Here is a 20,070-nt window from a genome sequence, read left to right on the forward strand (position 1 = left end):
CATGAGTGAAAAATATTTATTAAAAAAATTAAATTTAGTAACAGGTATGGCTATTATATCTATAATTGTATCTTTATTTGTTGTAATTTATTTACAAAAATTATCGTATGTGTTGGCTTTCTTGGCTGCTTTTGGAGTTATAATTCATTATTTTTTATACAAAAATAAGATTGAATCAAACTTGGAAACCATGAAAATAAATAGAAAAATGAATTTTATGTTTATATATAGCTTATTAATGCCATTTTTATTTTTATTAATTACTTACATATTTGGTTAGAAGATATTTTATGAAAAACTATTTGAAAAAATCTCTTAGTGCAAAAGAACTATCAAATACTTTGATAACGTTATTAGGTACAATTACCATTATTTATTTTGGGAGAAATGTTGATGGATTAATTGATCTTAATATTGCTAAATTATTAGAAATAGGTCTCGTATTTATAATCCTTTTGTTTATGGGCCTTTTTAAGGATATTTATCTTAATAAGGCAGATAAGAAAAACGGATACATTATTTTTAATTTTATATTATTATTTATTGAAATTATTTTGCTTTTTTCTATTATTAAATAAAAGAAATGATTATGATTACATATACAATTTACATACTTGGATATACGACTACATTAATCGGATTATTTATATTAATTACTGAGTGGAACAAATTTGTTCAAAAACTGAATAAATTACAAAAATTTGCATTTATTCTTATAAGCTTAGGAATTTTAATCCCCTTAGCTTATGGCTTAATTTTAGGAATTATTGAGAACGTCAAATTATAATAGATAAAAGATTAACTTTATAATATATTTGTATTACTATTAAGATGTATATTACAATTTGGGAGCTTTTATAATGAAATTTAATTTCAAAAATTTATCAATGTTATCTTTAGCTGCATTATTATTCTCTACTCCATTGTTGAATGATAATGCTAATGCACAAAGTAATAATCACTATCCTAAAGAAAAAATTGTTAAATCTAAGCAATTAACAAAAAAATTAGCCAAAGATGGTTATGTATATCGTTTATATACAGCTAAGACCACTAAAAATTCAGATGGTCCTGATGAAATTGTTCCATCAAAAGACAAAACCGATTTTAAAGTAAAAGATGTTTTTACTTACAGTGGAGTTACTGCACATGAAGTTGCTAAACTTGTTTCTAGAAAAGGAAGAATAGTTACAGTAGACTTTATGAATGGATTTTATAATAAAAATAAGAATATAAAGTCATTAAAAAGTATTATAAAATTAGAAACTAAAATTATGAATGTTGATAAAAAACATGATAAGAACTTAAAGAAAGTTCGTAAGATAATTAACCATCTTAAATCAGCCAAAGATCGTAAGATTGCTTTAGAATCTTATCATCAGTTAGAAGACTACTTGAATAATAATGGTATGCAACCATCATTATTAATTGTTTAGTCTTTTTCACATAAAAATTTTAGATAAAAACTAAATATATCTTTAATGCCTAATTGGTGGGGAGAAGATAGATACAAAAAACGCTAAAGCATGCTATGCCTTAGCGTTTTTTGTATCTATTATTTTTATCTAACACCAGCAGTTTTCTTAATAGTCTTAATTAAATTGTGTGATTTAATTAAATGATATTTATATGGAATTTTAATGTTTTTTGCATTGCTCTTAGCACTAATACCGGTAGTTTTTCTAAAAGTATTATGTCTAGTTACGAATTTATATGCATCATCTTTATTATCTAAACCAATATTTTGGCTATTGTTAGTTTTATAGAAATAATTATGTTCAGATAATATATTACTACCACTACCAATTTGCATAGCATTATATTGATTTTGTGAATAACCTTGTGTATTTTCACCAGTAGGGTTAGTACTATTATCAAAATAATTGTTGTAGGCATGTACGTATCCTCTAAGCAATGGGCGACCCTTTAAATTAGGACCAAACCAATTATTACTTAAAGTGACGTGTAATTTATTTGTTGCCATATATGAATCATTTTTATTAGCACCTATTAGTAATGGCAATCTTTCTGAGGCTAAATCATGCCAATCACCAACCCAGTTCCATTTGGGATCAGGATTCATATTTAACCATTGATTTGAGAACCAAAAATGATTATGATCTACAGTTACTTTATCTGATGATAATGATATAGAAAACAAATCATCAGGAATATCATGAAAATCATTATTCTTAATGATTACATTATTTACACGCCGCAGAGAAACACCTAAATAATTTACACCAACGCCACCAACAGTGATTTGATCATTATTTAATTTTTGTAAATCATTAATATTACCGTAAAAATTGATGTTTTTAATGACCACATTATTAATACTTTGATTTGCTGGTAATAATTCACCATCGACTTTTAATTGGATGTTAACTAATTCGGGATTGCTACCTTTTAACCCTTCAATGGTTAAATTATCCCAACTCTTATCAGCAAAGGTATAAGTCTTTGGTACATTGCCACCATTGATTGTTCCATCAACAATAATATGATGTTGTTTATTTTTAATAGCATCATTTAATTGTTGAACATTTTTAACAATTATTCCTTTTTGATGGGAACCTTTAGCATTAGAAAATCCATCGGCATTTGCAATGCTTAATGTTGTTATTAACATTAAAACAAATGTAAAAAATGCTATAGATAATTTTTTCATAAAATCATTTCTTTCTAAGAGATTAATAACATTATAATACATAAAGTTATTAATTTAATTGATTTTTATTATGATAAGACAAAAAATTACTTCAATATTTTCAATTTTTTGTTATAATTATTCTCAAATTAGGAGGTAGTTTAATATGAACAATAAAGAAATTGCATTAGAACTTACCAAGGAATTTTTCAATCATGCTAGTCTAGACCCACAAGATGGTAAAACTTATCTAGAAGCATTTAATGAAGCATATACATTAATTTATAATAATGTTTGCTCTTCAGAAAAAAATAATAGTTAGTATTTCTCAATATTAAATTTTAATAAAATTAAAAGGGCTAAATCATTATGATTTGGCCCTTTTTAGTTCTTAAAAAGTACATATTTAACACTATTTTTTCTATACATTTATCTAAACAGCGCTAAAATGTATGTAGGAGGTGACTGTGTGCAATCTTATACAATAAAGATTACATATTAGTATTATGAAAATAAAGAAATCTTTGTTAACTATTATAACTTTTACAATCTTAATGTTTGCGTTTATTTCATTTAAGCCTAATGCACATGCAATGTCTGCTAGTGATGCTAATCCTAGCAATACTGTTTATGACATGTCTGAATGGCAGTCATATTTGACAGATGCACAAGTTCAACAACTTAAAAATGAAGTACCATTTGTTATTATTAGAGCACAATTAGGTAGCATGCGTTATGATAATACATTTCAACATAATCGTGACTTATTAGAAAAATATGGTGTTCCATATGGTGTATATTCATTTAGTTTATATACTTCTCCTGAAGATGCGGCTAATGAAGCTCGTACATTATATAATCGTGCGCCTCATGCTCGTTTTTATGTAAATGATTATGAAGAAAATGATTTAACGTCTGGGGACCCTAATACAGCTGCTCAAACTTGGGTCGATACATTACGTCCACTAGTAGGACAGCGTAAGATTTTATATTATGGCCCAGCTTGGCTTATGTTAAGAGATACTTCGCAAGCTATTAGTTCATATGATGGATATTGGTTACCAGCATACCAAGAGAATGAGCCTGAAAGAGAACATGTCTTATGGCAATTTACTAGTGACTTTTATTCTAATGCTTTAGGAAAAAATTTAGATGCCAGTTTATTGAATTCTAAAGATGCCAATTGGTTTATTGGTGATACTGCCGATGCAAATGCACAGCCAGTTCCGACAAATAATGATACTAATAATAGTCAGTCAAATGCTCAAAATAATGATCAAAACCAATCTAATAATCAACAAAATAGTAATCAAAATCAATCTAACAATCAAAATCAAACGAAACCAAAACCTATTATTAGAAATACGACCTATACTAGTCAATCAAAAATGATGATAATTAAAGATGGCTATGATTATCAAATTTACAATCATGTCCCCTTAGATAATAAATTTTCCGATAATATTTATGCTAAAGCTAGTGTAAGTGATTATACTCATAAAAGAGTTTATATAAATTCAATTGCTACTGTTAATGGTAGATCATACTATCGTTTGTATTATCAGAATCATGTTATTGGATGGGTTAACACTAGAGCTTTAGTACCTAATGTTAGTTATTCAAGCTATTATGTAAACAAAACAATGAAGAATAATCCTAAAGTAGCATTCCACAATCATATCAATAATAGTGGATTTACTAGTCGTATTACTAATCATGGATATAGCTATGCTAATAAAAAATTAAAAGTAACTAGTCGTGCTATCAAAGATGGTTGGCATAGTTATTATTATAAAACTTATTATCGTGGTAAATTAATTGGCTGGATTTACCAAAGTGCATTTAAATAATAACTTGATTAAAAAGCATCTAGATTTTTTCTAGATGCTTTTTTCTATTTTAAATATTTATCATTGATTGATTGAAAAATTGCTGACCAATCATTTTTATATTCAATTGTATAATCAGGACCGTTTTGCATTAACATTGGTTGATATGCATGACAATTAGTATTTTTAGCTACTACGTGATGCGAATTATTTTCAACATTAATAACGTTTAAATTGTATAAATTCTCTAGGACTTTAATAAAAGGAGCGATAATTAAATATTCACTAATTTTATCCTTGGCGTTTTCATATTGATTATTTTGGTTGAAAAAGGTTTGAAAAATATCATCGGCCAGACTAAAATGATTTTCTTGAGTTTGCCATCTGATATACTCATAGACTTTCATATCGGTAGAATATTTGTTGTAGTCAATATCAACTTTATGGTTGATTGAAATCAGTTTTTGTTTTTTCATTTCTTTTTGAATTAAATCATCTAAAATCTTATTTTTTGACAATTGACTGTCTTTACCACGCTCATAATTATCATAATTTCTATGGAAAACATCGTTATTTCTTGTAATAAAGTCACGTAATTTCATATACATCCCTCCTACAATCCTCATTATAACTAACTATAGGTTTTATATATAATAATACAATTATAATTTTTCGCCAAAATAAAAATGCTGCTTCCAAAAAGAAAGAGCATTTTTCAATAATTATTTATTTCAGCGCACTTTGGTAAATCCAACCAAGTGTTTTACCATGATAGGATACTTGATAGTAATAACTGTGCCAACCATCTTTAATGGCACGACGGTTAATTCTTATCTTTTTATTCGCGTAATTTTTACCATATGCGGTTACTTTAACATTAGCAAATCCACTATTAGCAATGTGGTTATAAAAATCTATCTTATTATTTTTATTTATAGTTTTATTTTTGTAATAATTTGTATATTTTACATTGGGAATAAGTGCTTTGGTATTAACCCAACCAATGGCATGGTGTTTATAGTATAGTCGGTAATAAGTCTTACCGTTAACAGTGGCAATTGAATTTACATAAACTGATTTGTGTTTATAATCCTTAATACTAGCTTTTGCAGAAGTTTGACCTTTAAACTTATTGTCACCCGGAACATGATTATAAACTTGATAATCATAGCCATCTTTAACAATCATATTGTTTGATTTTTGTACATAACTAGTGTTTCTAGGCTTTGGTTGAGGCTTGCTCTGATTAGAATTGTTGTTATCACTGCTTTGATTATTATTGCTTTGTTGGCTATTATTGCTTTGTTGCGTTTCATTATTTTGATTATTGTTATTCTGATTATTTGAATCAATTGGTTGTGAATTATTGTTACCAGTATCACCAATAAACCAATTGACGTCTTTGGAGTTTAGTAAACTGGCATCAAGATTTTGTCCTAGTGCATTAGAATAAAAATCACTGGCAAATTGCCATAAGACATGCTCTCTTGCAGGTTCATTTTGATTATAATTTGCTAACCAAAATCCATCATACAAACTAACAGCTTCAGCAGCATTATTTGTCATGAAACCAGCATTTGAGTAAAATAAAATTTTCCTTTGTCCAACTAAAGGTCTTAAAGCATTTATCCAAGCTTCAGTAGATTCATTAGTACCCCCAGATTGAACGGTTTGAGTTTCATAATCATTTACATAAAATCTAGCATTAGGTGCACGATTATATAAGGTACGAGCCTCATTTGCGGCATCATCAGGACTTTCATACATACTATATGAGTATACTCCGTAGGGAACACCATATTTATTCATTAAATCTCGATTTTGTTGAAATGTATGATCTGAGTACTCACTACCTTGCTGCACTCTTAAAATAACAAATGGCACTTCTGATTTTAATTGTTGGACTTGTGCATCTGTAAAAAGTCCTTGATGTTCTGACACATCGTAAACAGTATTGCTAGGGTTAGCATCACTAGCTGACATTGCATGTGCATTTTGGCTAGTAGTACCAAAAGTAACCATTAAGAAACTAACAGCTACAATTGTTAACAAAAAGTTCTTTATTTTCATATGTATATATAAAATATTGCTCTATATTCTATATATTTCACACCTCCATGTATTTTTATACTATATGTTTATTAACCATATCATTTTAATTAGCTTAACATATTTTTGATATTAAATTATCGATATCAAAAAATTGTTAAATTAGATTTATTGATAAAAGAATATCATTTCAAATTTTTCTTTGAATTAATTATAATAATCAATGTAAAAAGCTGAGAGGGTAGTGATATTAATGAATAATGAAGAAAAAAGATTTGAATTGAGACTTATTTTAACAGCTGGAATGAATGCAGGGGTTAGAAAAACGGTTTTTAATATTCAAGGTTTGGAATTCAATGATCAATTAAGTAGAGAAGAATCATTATCATACTTTTTAAAAGATCAAGATTTTATTATTGCGACTGAACATAAGGGTGTAAAATCTAAAGGTTATAAAAAAGTGTTGATTTCAGTTAGAAATATTTTGTCAGCAGAATTTATTGATGATTAATTAAAAGCGATATTTAACATTAGTTAAAATATCGCTTTTTTAGTTATTATCATGTATAAAATTAATCATAAACTAATAACTGTGAGAATAAATCCAGTTATTATGGAAGACATTATTAAATATTTTTCTTTTTGTTTCACATGAAACAATTAGCAATCACATGAAATGCATCTTGATTAATATCTAGTGAATGTATTTTGTTTATCATAGATAATAACACCACACAATTACGTTTATAGTAACTGTGTGGTGTTATTTTTTAGAATCAGATAAGTTGTTTATATAACAAAAATTTTCAACAATATTATTTCTAATTTGTGTTTTATTTGTTTAGTCCATTTATATATTCATTGGATAATTCGATCATTGCTTTTTCCCAATCATTATTTACTTTGTTGAATAATAACTCAATTTTTTTGGTTTGTTCTTCGTTAATTTTATTGTTTAAAGCTTTTCCCTTTTTGGTTAGCTTTAAAGTTTTTATTCTTTTATCTTTCTTATCACTAATTTCTGTTATCAAATCTTGTTTCATTAGATTTCTTACATTTACGTTTAATGCTTGTTTTGAGATATTAAGTAAATTTAAAATTTTTCCAATGCTAGCAATATTTAATTCAGAAATTGAATAAATTATTCTGTGTTGTGTTTTATTTAAATCATATTTTTTTAAGTCGATCATAGATGAAAATTGTTGATATGCAAAAAATATGGTTGAAAGCTTTTTTTTATTGTTAATATAAAGGTCTCCTTATTAGGTCAACTATGTTGACATATTATTCTTCTGGATTTATAATTAAAAAATCATATAAGTCAATGACGTTGACTTAATTTGAAAGGGAGAATTAAATTGTCAAATAATTATAAATTGTCAGATTATTTACTAGATGTAGTTAATTATATGGGTGCAAATGATATTTTTGGAGTACCTGGTGATTATAATCTACAATTTTTAGATCATATCACGCATCGTCAAGATTTGAAGTGGACAGGTAATGCCAATGAACTAAATGCTTCATACATGGCAGATGGATATGCCAGAGAAAAAGGGTTCGCAGCTTTTGTTACTACTTTTGGGGTAGGCGAATTAAGTGCCATTAATGGACTAGCTGGAAGTATTGCTGAACATGTTCCGGTTTTAGAAATTGTAGGAGCTCCTACAAACAATGTGCAAAATAATGGTTCGTTAGTGCATCATACCTTTGGTGATCATAAATTCGATAGATTTGAAAAAGCACACCGTCAATTAGGTATTAAATCTGCTCGATTAGATGGTGAACATGCTATTGATCAAATTAATGATGTTGCTCAATACATTTATGAAACCAAAAAACCAGCTTATATTATTTTACCAACTAATTTGGTTGAAATGGAAGTTAATAAATCATTAAAGGATTCCATTCCTAATTTATTTTTTAACAAAGAAATGAATTCAGAAAACTCCTTTGAACAAATAAAATCATCAATTAATAATATTGAAAATCCTGTTATTGTTATGGGACATGAAGTAGATCGCTTTAATGTGTTTAATGACATTAAATCATTTTCCTCCAATAATAATATACCAGTTTTAGACTTAGGTCTTGGTAAGGGAAATATTGATGAAAGTTTTTCCAACTTTGTAGGTACTTATAATGGACAAATTTCAGACGAAAGTGTTAATAAGTATGTTGCAAATGCAGATACAGTTGTTCTTATTGGTGCTAAATTAACTGACTCTGTCACCGGAGGCTTTACTCAACAATTTAATGAACAAAACACAATTGTTCTTAATTACGAAAATGCCAATATTTATGGTAAAAGTGTTGATAAAGATTATAATTTTAAGACCATTATGACTTATTTGTCTAAAACTAAACTTGATTTATCATTACCTTCAATAAAAAATGCTGATAATGTGTCAGAAATTAAACCATCTAATAATAAATTAACACAAAGTTTTTATGATAAGGCTATTAGTCAATTCACTTCTGCTGATAATACAATTGTTGCTGAACAAGGTACATCATTTTTCGGTCTAGCTAGTCAAAAATTGCCAAAAGGTGCTAAGTTCTTTGGACAACCACTTTGGGGTTCAATTGGATATGCCTTTCCTGCAGCTTTAGGTAATCAAATAGCTAATAAGAATCGTAGAATTGTTTTATCTACTGGTGAAGGTTCATTACAATTAACAATTCAAGAATTAGGTCTCGCTTTCCGTGAAAAATTGAATCCTGTAATGTTTGTTATTGATAATAGTGGATATACAGTTGAAAGAGTTATTCACGGTATGAATGAACCTTATAATGATGTTCCTAATTTAAACTATAAACTAATGCCTAAAGCCTTTGGTGCAAAAGAAGATGAATATGATTTTATTGAAGCATCAACGGAAAATGAATTATTTGATGCAATTTTTAAGGCAAAAGAAGAAAAAGATAAATTAGTGTTAATCCAAGTGAATATGGAAATGAAAGATGTTCCTGAACAACTTGCAAAGACTGCTAAGGCTTTTGCTGATCAAAATAAATAAAAAGTTACTTAATCTGACCCAAAAAGTTAGACTATATTTTATAGGATATTAATCTCAAATATTAATTTGGTGATTGATATCCTATTTTTAGTTCAATAATATTTATTGTCATATTTGTTATACTACTATTAACGAACAATAAAGGACGTGAAAATATGAACCGCCTTACAAAAGTTAGTTTTAAATGTCTAACTTTTGTAAGGCGGTTCAATTGTCCGAATCTTTTTTTATTTTTTAAATCGATTTCTAAATTTATTTTCACTATAGTTCATTAACTCTTCAGGTTTAATATTATACATATCACATAGCATTAAAATTTGGTCTAAATTATCAGCTAGTTCTTCTTTTAAGTTATCCATTTTTTGTGCTTGATTACGTTTAGGATCACCGGGATGGTCTCTACCAACTTCCAGTGTTCTAATCGCCCGACTTAATTCACCTTGTTCTTCATTTAAGTAATTCATTCTGACAAATGGAGAATAATTATACCAATTTCTTTGTTTGTAAAATTTAATTAACCATTCTAAGTGCTCATCAATGTTCAAAGATTTCACCACCATGTTTTATATAATTTTTAATGTAATACATTTTCTATTTTATCAGAACAATTAAAAACATTTAATTTGTTTTCATAATTTTTTAATAATAGCATTTTAATTATCCTTTAAATGAACTAGAATATTTTATATAGGAGGGGATTTTAATGACTAAGTTAGAACAAGTTCAAAATTGGACTGAGAAACAAGGATTAGATTTTACATATTTGAGTGATCCTAAGACCATTCAATATTTAACTGGCTTCTTTAGTGACCCGGTAGAAAGAGTGCTGGCATTGGTTATCTTTCCAGATAAAGAACCATTCATGTTTGCACCTGCTTTGGAAGTTGAAGCAATTAAGGATACTGGTTTTTCATATGACGTATATGGATACTTAGATCATGAAAATCCTTGGGCAATAATTGCTGAACACGTTAAAGAACGCAACGCTAACCCTAAAAATGCTGGCTTAGAAATGAATAATTTAACAATCAGTCGTTTAAATGAATTGCAAGCGGAACTTGATGTTTCATTTAATACCGATGTTACTGATTTCATGAATAGTATGCGTTTAATTAAAACACCAGATGAAATTGAAAAATTAGATGCCGCTGGTCGTGAAGCTGACTACGCATTTCAAAAAGGTTTTGAAGCTGTTAAAGCCGGTAAACCAGAATCAGCAGTAATGGCGGAACTAGAATATGCACTAAAACTTAAAGGTGTTATGGAAATGAGCTTTGATACTTTAGTTCAAGCCGGTGCTCATGCTGCCGAACCTCATGGTGCAACTTGTAGTAATTTAATCAAAAACAATGAAATGGTGTTATTTGATTTAGGAACTGTTCATCAAGGGTATATTTCAGATTCATCAAGAACTGTTGCTGTGGGCAAACTATCTGATAAACAAAAAGATATTTATAATGTTTGTTTAGATGCCCAATTAACAGCTATGAACTATGTAAAACCAGGTGTAACTGCTGAATCAGTTGATAAAGTAGCCCGTGACATTATTGATAAGGCCGGTTATGGTAAATACTTTATCCATCGTCTAGGCCATGGAATGGGAATGTCAGAACATGAATTTCCATCAATTATGGAAGGTAACAAGATGGAATTAAAACCAGGAATGTGTTTCTCCATTGAACCAGGTATTTATGTTCCTGGATTTGCGGGAGTGAGAATAGAAGATTGTGTTCATGTTACTGAAAATGGTTGTGAACCCTTTACACATACCCCAAAGGAATTGAAATATCTATAAAATTATGAATTGAAAACAGGTTAGGATATTAATTACTGAATTTATTTAGTAATTAATATCCTTTTTATTATCAGATGATTATCTGTTATTACAAGAAATAAAAGTGTTAATATGATTACAAAGTTAACAATAAAACTAAGGAGAATTATTTGAAATGAATTTCTTTATTAATAGTAGCTATAATGAACAAAATTCTGGAATTGAACATGCTCAAATAAAAAGAAGTCTATTGTTTAGAAAAAATAAAACGCCATTTAAATTATTATTTTTAGCATGGAATCCATTATTACATCATTATTTGAATCAAAAAAATATTAAAGACATTGAAATATTAAATGTCTTTGATTATTTTCAAAATACAGAACAAGTTGTTAGTAAGAAAATATACTATTCTGATATTGATTTTGGAGTTTCTAATTTAAAATATAATGAAGAAAAAGATAAAAATCGATATATTGTATTTCAAGATAATAATATTGTTGGCAGAATTAACTATTTTCCTAAAAAAATTAGCAATGATAAACAAGTAAAATCTGTAGAATATTTTGATGGATTTGGTAATTTATACCGGGTTGATTTTTATGATTTAAGAGGTTTTGTATCATTAGTTCAATGGTACACACCTGATAATAAGATTGGCACTGAAGTTTGGTATTCAATTGATGGCAGACCAGTTGTAGAAACTTATCACCGCAAAAACGCATTAGGTGAACTGAAAAAATCAGGGTGGAAAACCATTTCACCAAATGGGACCGTTAAAATTTTTGATACATTGAGTGATGTTTTTCTGCAATTTTTTAATGAAATAAATGATAAGTATTTTGATAAATCTGAACCTAATATTTTCATCATGGATCGTTCGGATGATGTAGAAGAGCAACTACAGTTGTTGAATCAACCTGCGTTTACAGCGCTACATTTACATAACTCACATGCTGGGGATGCTCAAAAACCTGACACTTCAATTTTAAACAATAATTATGAATATAGTTTGAACGATATTAATCGATACGATGCTGTGATATCAGCAACTCATAAGCAGACTGATGACGTTATCAAGCGATTTCATCCATTAGCGAAAACATTTACCATTCCAGTAGGAGTTATTCCAGATAATCATTTTAATAAGAAAGAAATCCCGATGAATGAACGAAAATTTGGACAAATCTTAGTCACTGCTAGAATTGCTCCTGAAAAACAGTTAGATCAATTAATTCGAGCTATTGGAATTGCTAAAAAAATAATTCCAGAATTATCATTAGATATGTATGGGTATATAGATCATTCTAATAATGACATTGCAATGAAAAAAATTAATAAAGCAATTGATGAATATAATTTAAAAGATTGTGTGCATATTCATAGTTATGTACAAAATGTTGCGAAAGTGCAAAAAGAAGCTCAAGTTTATGGATTAACATCAGTTATGGAAGGCTTTAATTTAGCATTAATGGAGGCAATGTCACAAGGTGATATTGGATTGACCTATGATGTAAACTATGGACCAAATGAGCTAGTTAAAGATCAGATTAATGGGTATGTAGTGGACTATGGTGATTATAAAACTATGGCTCAACGTTTGATAACAATTTTTAGTAATAAAGATTTGATGGATAAGTTATCTAAAAATGCATATCATTATTCAAAACGTTATTCTGAAGATAGCGTTTGGCAAGATTGGAAAGTCTTCTTAGATTTTGCTAAAGAAGATTGGATTAATCACAAGATGAAAACTTACAAACCTGATATTACCAATGGCATTCAAAAATTAGACTAGGTGGTTAAGCTATGCAACAAAATTATTATTTTACAAATGAAAATATTTTCTCGTTTAATTCTGGAACTGAGTTTTCGGCAATTAATCGGCAGAAATTATTTAAAAAGAACCAAATGAAATCATGGATAGTAACCAGAAATTATAATCAAAATTTATATTTTACGGCTCAACAACATGGGCTTGAATATGATGATTTAATTAATATGTATGATTATTTTCAAAATGCAGTTGATGTAAAAAAACATCATGAATATTTAAGGTATTCTAAATTAATTGATAAACATGAATATAAAATTGTGGGAGTGGATAATAATTCTTCCTTAATTAAAAGACATGGACGAACTTTAGCCAAGGTTGAAATTGCACCCCAAACGGTTGGTGAAATTGGCAATGTTTTATATTATGATCAATTTGGTAATATTACCAGCAAAGACGTATGGGATGTTCGAGGTTTTAAATCCAAAACTGAATATATGCATCCCGATGGTCATATTGGACATGAAATTTTATACGATTATGATGGACAACCGGTAATGGAAATTACCCATATGTTTAAAAACAATGATAACCCTTCAATGTTTAAATTGTTAAACTATAAAGGTAAAAACTTAAGATTTAATGATGAGAATGAGTTGTTTGCCTTTTTCTTAAAAGAATTAATTGGCAAGGACCATAAAGCAATTGTGATTAACGATCGTCCTAGTCTAATCGCTCCAGTAGCCCAACTAAATTGTAAAAAATATCAATATTTGCATAGTATTCAAACTACTGATGCTGAAATGGCAGGTAATCCCAAAGGTACTTTGTTTCCTGCTTTTGCTCCATTTTTTACTAATGATTTTCAATACTATGATGGATTAATAGTTCCCACTCCTGGGCAAGCTAAAGATATTAATAATCTGTTTCCTAATATTAATACTCGAAGTATTTCTGATATTGCGGTGTTTAATACTAAACTTGTTGACCAAAAGGTTGATAATCATCTTTTATTCTTGGGGAGACTGTCTCCAGACCATAATTTAGAACAAATGATTAAAATCGTTGGGCTTGTTAAAGAAGAGATTCCCGAAATTAAATTGAATTTGGTAGGCTATTTTGATAATCCCGACTATCGAGAAAAGCTTAAAAAGATGGTAAAAGATTTAGCACTCGAAAAAAACATTATTTTTAAGCCATATTTGGTGGGGCAAGCTAAACAAGAGCAATTTGATAACGCTAAGTTGGTAATTGATACTTCATTTGGTGAAGCAATGGGGATGACAATGGTTGAAGCCTTAAGTAATGGAATTCCATTTGTTTCATACGATGTTAATTATGGACCACGATTTATGATTAATAATAATTACAATGGATTTTTAATTAATCAAGGTGATACTAAAGCATTTGCTGAATGTTTAGTGAAATTATTAAAAGACGATAAGATTTATCAAAAACTTTCCAATAATGCATCCTTAACCTCTAAAAAACTATTAGATAAGCTAATCATTAAACAATGGGAGAAAATATAAACACAAAAAGCTTCAGAAATTAATTTCTGAAGCTTTTTGTATGAGCTATATATAAGATTATTTTGTTAATAGGTGTTACATTATATGCGTGAGTAATGCGTTATAAATTTTACATAGTTATTAGAACTTTTATATAGATAGGAGTTGTTTTATATTGCTATATAACAAAAATCAATTTTTAAAATCAAAAGATAAAAAAATAATGAGAAAAGTAAAGAAAGAATGGGTAGTTATTTCATTTGCTACCTTGTCATTCTTGGGAGCAGCTTCTGTCTATGGACTTAGTATGAATGATATTTCAGCTCATGCTAGTGGTAATAATGAAAATTCTGTTGTTACTGAGCAATTAGATGCGGCACAAGGTGATAATACCGATCCGCAATATACATGGACTGTACGTAATGCAAGTGCATCAGTAAATAATGTTTCTCAATCAGCAAATGTCAATTCATCAGTCGCTAGTTCTGTTGCTAGTCATGATTTTAATGGTTCAGGTAATCAAATTAAAGTTGATAGTAGTGCAACTAGTAGTGGTGTGAAAAATATTGCAGTTCAATCAAGTTCAATAAATGGTTATTCTAAAGCTGCTAGTGCGCAAACAAGAAACAATAATTTACAAGAATCTTCATCAGCTGTGTTTGCAAAAAGTAACGCTAACAGTGCATATTCTGATACATCGAATGCAGCTAGTGATGCAATTATTCAGAAAAGTGCTTATTCAATGGCGCAATCCGCTAATTCTCAAAATAGTCAAGCATCTACAGATGCTTCAAATGCAGGTAATAATTATTCACAAATGAGCAACAATTACGCTATAGCTAGTACTGCTAACAGTATGAACAACTCTTTGGGTTCTAAGGGAAGAACCAATGAATATAATAGCATTGCAAGTTACTATAATACTATTAGTGCTGACTATAATAATGTTTCAAATGCAGAAAATAATATCAATGGTAATAGTGCAAATATAGGAAATAGTGAGGTAGCTTCTAATACAAACAATTATGTTCAAAATGCATGGAGTAGTATTAATAATTCCAATAATTATGGTGGGTCATTAGCATCTTCTAACAATAATAGCTTAGCTACTAAATCATTATTTGATTCATCAGAATATGTTAATGAATCTAGTTATGAGGCTTCTTTATCTTCAGCTTCAGTGGCAATTGTAAGTGCATCTAACTCAATTTCATCAGTGAGTGCAGCTGATGTTTTGGCAGAAGAAGACTTAAAAAGGATCTTAAACAGTGACATTTATCAAAGAGAATTAGGGACTGGCGATGCATGGAGTCAGATTCAAAATCATCAACAACCAGTTATAAACTCTAGCAATAATACGAACTCATATGTTAATGCTTTTAATGGAGTTACAGATGCATGGAAAGAATATAATAATAAAAATCAAGGTGCAGGTACTCAATCTGTACCAAATTATATAAATTATAAAAATGTTACCAATCCTAATGATCCCAATTCTGTTGACCCATATTTAAATAGTGGTAATGCTAGTGTTAATCGTGAAAATTTAGCTCAAATTAAACAAGGACAAATTCCTAGTGATCCTAATGCAACACATGAAACTCAAAGTGAAAGTCAAAATATAGTTAATAATGAAACAGCTAATGTTGATTACAATGCTGGAATTACTTATTTTTTGAGCCACCAAGGTTATTATGATGCAGAAACTGGTAAATGGAATGGAACCTCAACTAATCAAGCGTATACACCAGATAAAAATTCTGATAATGCTTATGACCAGGCATATATGGGAGCCCAAGAGGCTATTAGTAAGCAATGGAAGAGTGACAATACACTGAGTTATGATATCCAAAATGGACAAATTTTTGCTCCAACTTCAACTAGTACAAATATTTACTTTAATGAAGGTTTTAATGACGTAGTAAACCAAGTAAACCAAGGGACAGCCTTTATTTCTAATGCTATCCAATTTAATAATGCAATTTATACTGGTAATCAAGTCAGTGGTGATAGTAATCAGTATGCTAGTTTGGATAGAAATGAATATTATTATCAACACATTAATAATGTTAAATTTGTCCAAGATATAAACTTTCAGAATACTACTTTTGGCACTAGCAGTGGTAGTACTGAATATGATAACTATTTGGATCCATATTATAATAGCTATGGTACTTTAACTTATGATGGACAGAATCATGCAGCTGATTTTGGTGATGCGTTATATTCAATGGATGATAATGGACTACTTAATATTAAAAACTTCAGCGCACTTTACGGTACTAATTTTTATGGTCCTTTTAAATTAGAAAGTTATGGAACTTTGAATTACTCTAATGTTACCTATGTAGGATCACAATTAATGATGTCTAATGATGTTGATGTTAATGTTTATAACAATTTAAATGTTTTTTCTGTTGGAAGATATATGAATCCATGGGGACAACTTGCAACAACAGAAGCTTGGAATTACCTATCAGATAATAACATTAATGGTGGTTACGGTGATGATCAACAAAATTTTCAAATTAATAATTTTACATTGAAATCTAATAGTAACTATTATGGTAGCACTACTGGTGGTAATGTAGTTGAAGCTGACGGAAACTTCACTATTGATAGTAATGCACATATGAAATTAGCACCAATGGGAGCTCATTTTGGAGCTGAAGATAGCGTTGGTACTGCAGCTGTAGGATTATATTTAAAGTCTAGTGGAAATGTACTTATTAAGCCTGGAGCTCAAGTTGATATTGTTCCTCAATCTGATGGTAGTTTTGGAAATGGACAGGGACTGTATATTGATAATGGGTCTTTAACCATTGACAATGGAACACTCAATATTGAAGATAACGGTAGTCCTTATAATTCTTACGCAAACACTATTGATGGAACGGTTAACGTTAAAAATGGAGGTTCTTTAAATGTATATGGTAGTAATTTAGGTCAATATTCTAATTATGATGGATATTTATTATATGTAGAAGAAACTTTGAATATTACTAATCGTGGGAATCTATACATTCACACTGATGGTTCTGGAGGTAATCTAACACTATTATATAATAGTGGAGCTCTAAATATAAGTAACCCTGGTAAACATGTAACCTTACAAATTGATAATGGGAGTAACAATAATAATAATAAAGGCAATGGAACTTTATTTTATGGTAATAACATCAATGCATATTCTGTTAAATACTCGTTAGGATATGATTCAGAAGGTAGAATTAACAATCCATCACCTGATATGCCATATTACCAAGTAATGGTTCCAACTTCTGGTAATATTCAATATTATGATTTAGGACAAGGCAACTTGGTAACATCTAATGATGTGATTAACAATGATAAATATTTATCATTTAGTTCTACACCTAATGCTTTCTTTGATGGTCAGTCTGAACTTGTGCAAAATTCTGCTGGTCAATATGAAATAATTGGAAAAGTAGAACTAAGTAATTTGCCTTCAAATGATAATGATAATCCAAATAGACTTGAAAAAGATGCAAATGGAAAGGTTTATATGGAAATTCAATCAGATGGTTTTGCACAAGGAATTGTTACTCAGGATATTCAATTATTCGACAATAATGGTAATTTCGTACAAAATTTGCCATATTCAACTGATACAAAGGATCCTGAACTTGAAAAATTAATTGATGATCGTATTAAAAATGATACTGCATTTACATGTGCTATTCCGGTGCCCACACAAGATGTTAATGGTAATAATTTACAAGATGGCTATGAAATTAAATTTATTTATCATTTACCAGCACGCCCTACTGCTAATGTAAGTGTTCAGACTCATTACTTTGTTACCGATCCTGAACAAATTATTTATTCTAATGGAACAGTTAGTACTTACTTGAGAAACCCATTAGATCAAAATCAATATGTTGATACTGTATCTACACCTAATAATAATTTTATTCAACCTCCTATTATTTCAATTGATTCTGGAATTGGTGACGGAACTATTGATGGAATTAATTCTTCAAAAATTAATAATAGCAATGAGAATCCAGGATATAGTTATACTAAAACACAGAATTGGATTGTTAGTTATTCTAAGTCAACTTTTAGTGATAAAAGTTCATACGAAAATGCATATATTGACGCATATAAAGGATATAAACAAGCTGAAACTGACTATGAACTTAATCAGTATAATCCAGAAAATTATAATAAAAATTCTTACAGTTATGTAACTGGATATGAAGCTTATAATAATGATTTAAAGCAAGGATTTAGTGATAAAATTGTTAATAACAATGTAAATGATAATAGTAATTATACTGCTTATAATAGAGGAGTAGATGAAGCATCTGGTGTCATTGACACCACTAGTGGTGTATATAACAAATCTAATAATAATTTTAGTTATCAATTGGGAATGACTAACTTTAACAACAGTTTTAATAATGAAATTAATAACCCAACAATGATTGATTATAATCAAAATGTAAATTCACCTTCATATCATTATGGAATAATAATGGCTAATGGATTGATAGATGGTCAAAATAATTATAATAAATCTGATGGAGTTATTCCTTTTGATAGGATTGCTTATAATAATGGTATTTTAGCTTCTGAAGGTGTTAATGACGGAATTAATAATCAATTTAAAGAATCTGCACAAAGTTATATTTATACAGCAGCTTACAAAGCTTCTTCTGAAGGCTTTAATCAATCTAATATAAATGATAATAGTAATCAATATCAACAAAATATTTATAATATTGGTTTTGCATCGAAAAATGGTTTAATTAATTTAGTACATGGTATTTCTACCAATGAAGATGCTAACTATGGCAATTATAATTCAGCTCAAAAAGCTGCTTATAATAATGCTCAGCTTGCAGGAAAAGCTGGTGCAGATGGTAATATTAATGAATCAGAAAATTTTGCAGCTAGTCTTAATTTGCCTGCTAATAATGTGGGATTAATTGCATATAAAGGAATGAATGATGCGTCGGAACAACAAGATCATTCAACTTCATATGACGGATTAAACAAGGTGGCTTATGTTAATGCACAAATGGCATATGCTGCAGGTTTAGCAGGTAACTCAGATACTAATTTTGATGCGGCAAAGAATCTAATTGCTTRTAATGTAGGATTGGCAGCTAAACGAGGCATTACTGATTACAACGTGGGCATTCATGAAGATTTTGCCCACTTAACTCCATACAATGATTGGAATACTAGTCAACAGCAGGCATATATCAATGCACAAAAAGCTTATGCCGCAGGCCTAAGCAATAACCAAACCAATGCGGATGCACGATTGAATAGTACAGCTAATGAAGTGGGTCAAGCTGCCTATAATGGAGCTGCAGATGCGTTAGCAGGTAATGATAATAATAAGTATATTGGTGATAAGCAGGTTGCCTATGCTAATGCACAAACAGCATATACGGCTGGACTAACTGGTCAAGCAGTAACAACACAGGC

Annotated in this window: 15 protein-coding genes; 10 read left to right on the plus strand and 5 right to left on the minus strand. The window is 29.2% G+C overall.

What is annotated here, in order from left to right; all coding sequences use genetic code 11:
* The first annotated feature begins 1 nt into the window (after position 1).
* Positions 2-280 carry a hypothetical protein gene (locus tag C7N71_RS05215; protein ID WP_105988077.1) on the plus strand — a complete coding sequence of 93 codons (279 nt, stop codon included), beginning with the start codon at positions 2-4 and terminating at the stop codon, positions 278-280.
* 580 nt (positions 281-860) lie between these two features.
* Positions 861-1,436: a hypothetical protein gene (locus C7N71_RS05225; RefSeq protein ID WP_105988079.1), complete on the plus strand. Its 576-nt coding sequence runs from the start codon at positions 861-863 to the stop codon at positions 1,434-1,436.
* 125 nt (positions 1,437-1,561) lie between these two features.
* On the opposite strand, the gene C7N71_RS05230 is transcribed toward C7N71_RS05225, so the two are convergent.
* On the minus strand, positions 1,562-2,671 hold the full coding sequence (locus tag C7N71_RS05230) for a pectate lyase (RefSeq protein WP_105988080.1): 1,110 nt from the start codon (positions 2,669-2,671) through the stop codon (positions 1,562-1,564).
* Between the two features lie 145 nt (positions 2,672-2,816).
* On the opposite strand from C7N71_RS05230, the gene C7N71_RS08065 reads away from it, so the two are divergent.
* Both C7N71_RS08065 and C7N71_RS05235 read left to right on the plus strand, forming a co-directional pair.
* The gene (locus C7N71_RS08065) at positions 2,817-2,972 is read left to right on the plus strand and encodes a hypothetical protein (protein WP_157944363.1); all 156 of its coding nucleotides are present in this window, start codon (positions 2,817-2,819) and stop codon (positions 2,970-2,972) included.
* Positions 2,973-3,156: 184 nt separating this feature from the next.
* Positions 3,157-4,500 carry a GH25 family lysozyme gene (locus C7N71_RS05235; protein WP_105988081.1) on the plus strand — a complete coding sequence of 448 codons (1,344 nt, stop codon included), beginning with the start codon at positions 3,157-3,159 and terminating at the stop codon, positions 4,498-4,500.
* A gap of 44 nt (positions 4,501-4,544) precedes the next feature.
* Here C7N71_RS05235 and C7N71_RS05240 read toward each other — a convergent pair whose 3' ends face one another.
* Positions 4,545-5,081, minus strand: a complete 537-nt coding sequence (locus C7N71_RS05240; protein ID WP_105988082.1) for a hypothetical protein — start codon at positions 5,079-5,081, stop codon at positions 4,545-4,547.
* A gap of 124 nt (positions 5,082-5,205) precedes the next feature.
* A complete protein-coding gene (locus tag C7N71_RS05245) occupies positions 5,206-6,549 on the minus strand; it encodes a GH25 family lysozyme (protein WP_105988083.1) in 1,344 nt (447 codons plus the stop codon).
* A 232-nt stretch (positions 6,550-6,781) separates the two neighbouring features.
* On the opposite strand from C7N71_RS05245, the gene C7N71_RS05250 reads away from it, so the two are divergent.
* Positions 6,782-7,039 carry a hypothetical protein gene (locus C7N71_RS05250; protein WP_105988084.1) on the plus strand — a complete coding sequence of 86 codons (258 nt, stop codon included), beginning with the start codon at positions 6,782-6,784 and terminating at the stop codon, positions 7,037-7,039.
* A 322-nt stretch (positions 7,040-7,361) separates the two neighbouring features.
* Here the strand turns inward: C7N71_RS05250 and C7N71_RS05255 are convergent, their stop codons facing one another.
* Positions 7,362-7,718, minus strand: coding sequence for a MarR family transcriptional regulator (locus C7N71_RS05255; protein ID WP_105988085.1), 357 nt, complete (start codon positions 7,716-7,718; stop codon positions 7,362-7,364).
* 168 nt (positions 7,719-7,886) lie between these two features.
* On the opposite strand from C7N71_RS05255, the gene C7N71_RS05260 reads away from it, so the two are divergent.
* A complete protein-coding gene (locus tag C7N71_RS05260; RefSeq protein ID WP_225361882.1) occupies positions 7,887-9,548 on the plus strand; it encodes an alpha-keto acid decarboxylase family protein in 1,662 nt (553 codons plus the stop codon).
* Between the two features lie 227 nt (positions 9,549-9,775).
* Here the strand turns inward: C7N71_RS05260 and C7N71_RS05265 are convergent, their stop codons facing one another.
* Entirely contained in the window at positions 9,776-10,093 is a 318-nt protein-coding gene (locus C7N71_RS05265) for a MazG nucleotide pyrophosphohydrolase domain-containing protein (RefSeq protein ID WP_105988086.1), read from the minus strand.
* A 158-nt stretch (positions 10,094-10,251) separates the two neighbouring features.
* Between C7N71_RS05265 and C7N71_RS05270 the strand changes: the two genes are divergently transcribed.
* From C7N71_RS05270 to C7N71_RS05285, 4 genes are all read left to right on the plus strand, one after another.
* Positions 10,252-11,343 (plus strand): M24 family metallopeptidase, encoded by a 1,092-nt coding sequence (locus C7N71_RS05270; RefSeq protein ID WP_105988087.1) that lies wholly within the window; start codon positions 10,252-10,254, stop codon positions 11,341-11,343.
* A gap of 154 nt (positions 11,344-11,497) precedes the next feature.
* Complete coding sequence (locus C7N71_RS05275) at positions 11,498-13,120, plus strand: glycosyltransferase (RefSeq protein ID WP_105988088.1); 1,623 nt, start codon at positions 11,498-11,500, stop codon at positions 13,118-13,120.
* Between the two features lie 11 nt (positions 13,121-13,131).
* Entirely contained in the window at positions 13,132-14,628 is a 1,497-nt protein-coding gene (locus C7N71_RS05280) for a glycosyltransferase (protein ID WP_105988089.1), read from the plus strand.
* A gap of 154 nt (positions 14,629-14,782) precedes the next feature.
* Positions 14,783-20,070 (plus strand): hypothetical protein (locus tag C7N71_RS05285; RefSeq protein WP_157944364.1); only part of this gene is annotated, 5,288 nt, incomplete at its 3' end.

Source organism: Apilactobacillus timberlakei (assembly GCF_002993965.1).
In the GTDB taxonomy this organism is placed as follows: domain Bacteria; phylum Bacillota; class Bacilli; order Lactobacillales; family Lactobacillaceae; genus Apilactobacillus; species Apilactobacillus timberlakei.

Coding starts and splice junctions, on each gene's coding strand:
- C7N71_RS05255 (WP_105988085.1), bottom strand. CDS start 7,718: ATGATCGACTTAAAAAAATATGATTTAAATAAAACACAACACAGAATA.
- C7N71_RS05275 (WP_105988088.1), top strand. CDS start 11,498: ATGAATTTCTTTATTAATAGTAGCTATAATGAACAAAATTCTGGAATT.
- C7N71_RS05270 (WP_105988087.1), top strand. CDS start 10,252: ATGACTAAGTTAGAACAAGTTCAAAATTGGACTGAGAAACAAGGATTA.
- C7N71_RS05280 (WP_105988089.1), top strand. CDS start 13,132: ATGCAACAAAATTATTATTTTACAAATGAAAATATTTTCTCGTTTAAT.
- C7N71_RS05245 (WP_105988083.1), bottom strand. CDS start 6,549: ATGAAAATAAAGAACTTTTTGTTAACAATTGTAGCTGTTAGTTTCTTA.
- C7N71_RS05235 (WP_105988081.1), top strand. CDS start 3,157: ATGAAAATAAAGAAATCTTTGTTAACTATTATAACTTTTACAATCTTA.
- C7N71_RS05215 (WP_105988077.1), top strand. CDS start 2: ATGAGTGAAAAATATTTATTAAAAAAATTAAATTTAGTAACAGGTATG.
- C7N71_RS05250 (WP_105988084.1), top strand. CDS start 6,782: ATGAATAATGAAGAAAAAAGATTTGAATTGAGACTTATTTTAACAGCT.
- C7N71_RS05240 (WP_105988082.1), bottom strand. CDS start 5,081: ATGAAATTACGTGACTTTATTACAAGAAATAACGATGTTTTCCATAGA.
- C7N71_RS05230 (WP_105988080.1), bottom strand. CDS start 2,671: ATGAAAAAATTATCTATAGCATTTTTTACATTTGTTTTAATGTTAATA.
- C7N71_RS05225 (WP_105988079.1), top strand. CDS start 861: ATGAAATTTAATTTCAAAAATTTATCAATGTTATCTTTAGCTGCATTA.
- C7N71_RS08065 (WP_157944363.1), top strand. CDS start 2,817: ATGAACAATAAAGAAATTGCATTAGAACTTACCAAGGAATTTTTCAAT.